Source organism: Oleiphilus sp. HI0067, assembly GCF_001635735.1.
Genome location: NZ_LWFI01000288.1, coordinates 1 through 1,938 on the forward strand (window position 1 = coordinate 1; position 1,938 = coordinate 1,938).

A 1,938-nucleotide genomic window follows, 5' to 3' on the forward strand; every position below is an offset into this window, starting at 1 on the left:
TAACTTCAAAAGCGTTATCAATAATCTCTTTTACCTTTGAAACAATCCCTTCCTTCATTACTTCGCCCTAAATAGATAAATTAAAAGTGCTAACACAGGAGATATTACAGCCGCCAATGTCAGCCAAATAGCTTTTTGAAAAGCTCGATATTTTCTATCAGCTATAACTGAGTTGATAATTATTTGGTTAGATAAATCTTTCTGATATCCAGTAACCTCGAAATCCTTCAATTCCAATTTAGTCTTCAAAACGTTTAAGTAAGCCAATGGCGTATATTTAGCAATATCAGAAAAATACATCAGATTGTCTTTGTCGCTAACTCCACTTGGTTTTTTCTCCCAAGGCATGGAAAGCGAGGGGATAATCGAGAGAAAGCAAATTGATATGGACAACACGCAGAGTACTGCTACCACAATCAAATATATCAGGCATGCACCTTTTGGCTCGTAAGAGTTTATAAGCCTGCTTATTCCGAAAATGAGAGCACCATTGCAAGCAATGAGTGTTGCTGATTTTGCCTCGGCAAACTTCAACCAATCATTAATATTTGAGAATATATCTTGTAGTTTCTCGTCCATACTATATTTCTTCAGTGAATTCTAACGCCCGCATTTGAGGCTGGTTTGGAGCGCAGCGGAAGACCAGTCCGCCAACAGCGCTTGTTAAATGCCGAACTCAACTAGCCCACCAGATTTACGTAGAAAATCCTCGCCAACCAACATTGGATGATATTTCATGCCGCCAGTAAGGGTATCTGCATGGGTCGCGATTAAGCCGCCAATACCTTCTTCCTTCTTGTTCAAGATTGCATAGCTGGTAGGTAACGAAAAATCCATAATCTCCATAGTGGGCAATGTTAACCAAGCATGTATATTTAAAGATGAACCATTGACCCCTGATTGTAATACTGTTTTAAGATCCTGTTCGCTTTGATGGAACATTAAGCGCTCAACGGTTTCTACATACCCGATTGTAAAATAGCATGCTGTATCAAATAACTCTGCTATTACATCAGCCAACCGGTAGTGAATTGATAGGCATTGAGCNACAACTTCTTCAACACCAATTTCACCAACTGTATCTCTCAATACATAAGGAAACTTTTGCATTTTCTCATGGGTAAGCAGTACGCCCTCAGAAAATATGATTTCCGGACATATCAAATTAAACTCTTTTGTTCTCAATACTGCCTTTTCGAACTCTGATTTATACACGGTGCCTCCTTGGCATTTAACATTTGTATAGTGAGCCCCCCCTCATATGTATGACAGGTAGTCTCTTTCCTTTCCCATATACTACGATGTTTTTAAAAGAAAAAACTCGAATCTCGCTCATTTCTTTATCACACATATGAGGGGTCACGTATGTAGAAATAGTGAGGGGTCTCGTATGTAACCCACAGAATAACTCAAAACTTTGATTTCATTCGATTTTTCATGTTCCCTCGGGTGCTAAACGAGCACAATTCACTTCCTTGCGTGGTTTAAACAAGCACGCTCAATAGCGCTTTGATTAGCTAANACTTANGTGAGTNAAGAGTTTTCGGTGACTTCTGCTTTCCTATTGAAGCAGGCATCGGGAATGGTTCAGTGCCAAGGTCAGCAATTGTCTAGCAGCAGAAGTTTTAAGCGATGAAAGCATGACTTACTTTTCATGCATTTTGCTAGCGCTGAGTCTCGATTTAGTGCAGTTAATTCTCTTCTTGCAGCTTATAATGTTGATCCTTTAGAGCCCATATTTAAGTTCAATAATGCTTAGAAAAAACCAAGAATTCCTTACAATATTGAATTCTATTAAATTCAACAGCTTACAAAATGTAAGCCTTACAAAGGTTGCTTAAGACATGATAAACAAAATGAAAGTGCTTTTAGCTCCAGCTTTACTAGCGGTTGCTTTACCTGCGCAGGCTGTTTTGATCGATTTTACGTCAACCGAAT

1 protein-coding gene is annotated in these 1,938 nt (G+C 38.8%); it reads right to left on the reverse strand.

Going from position 1 to position 1,938, the window contains the following annotated elements:
* Positions 1 to 57: 57 nt before the first annotated feature.
* The gene (locus tag A3739_RS03550; protein ID WP_068500344.1) at positions 58 to 579 is read right to left on the reverse strand and encodes a Pycsar system effector family protein; all 522 of its coding nucleotides are present in this window, start codon (positions 577 to 579) and stop codon (positions 58 to 60) included.
* Between the last annotated feature and the right edge of the window lie 1,359 nt (positions 580 to 1,938).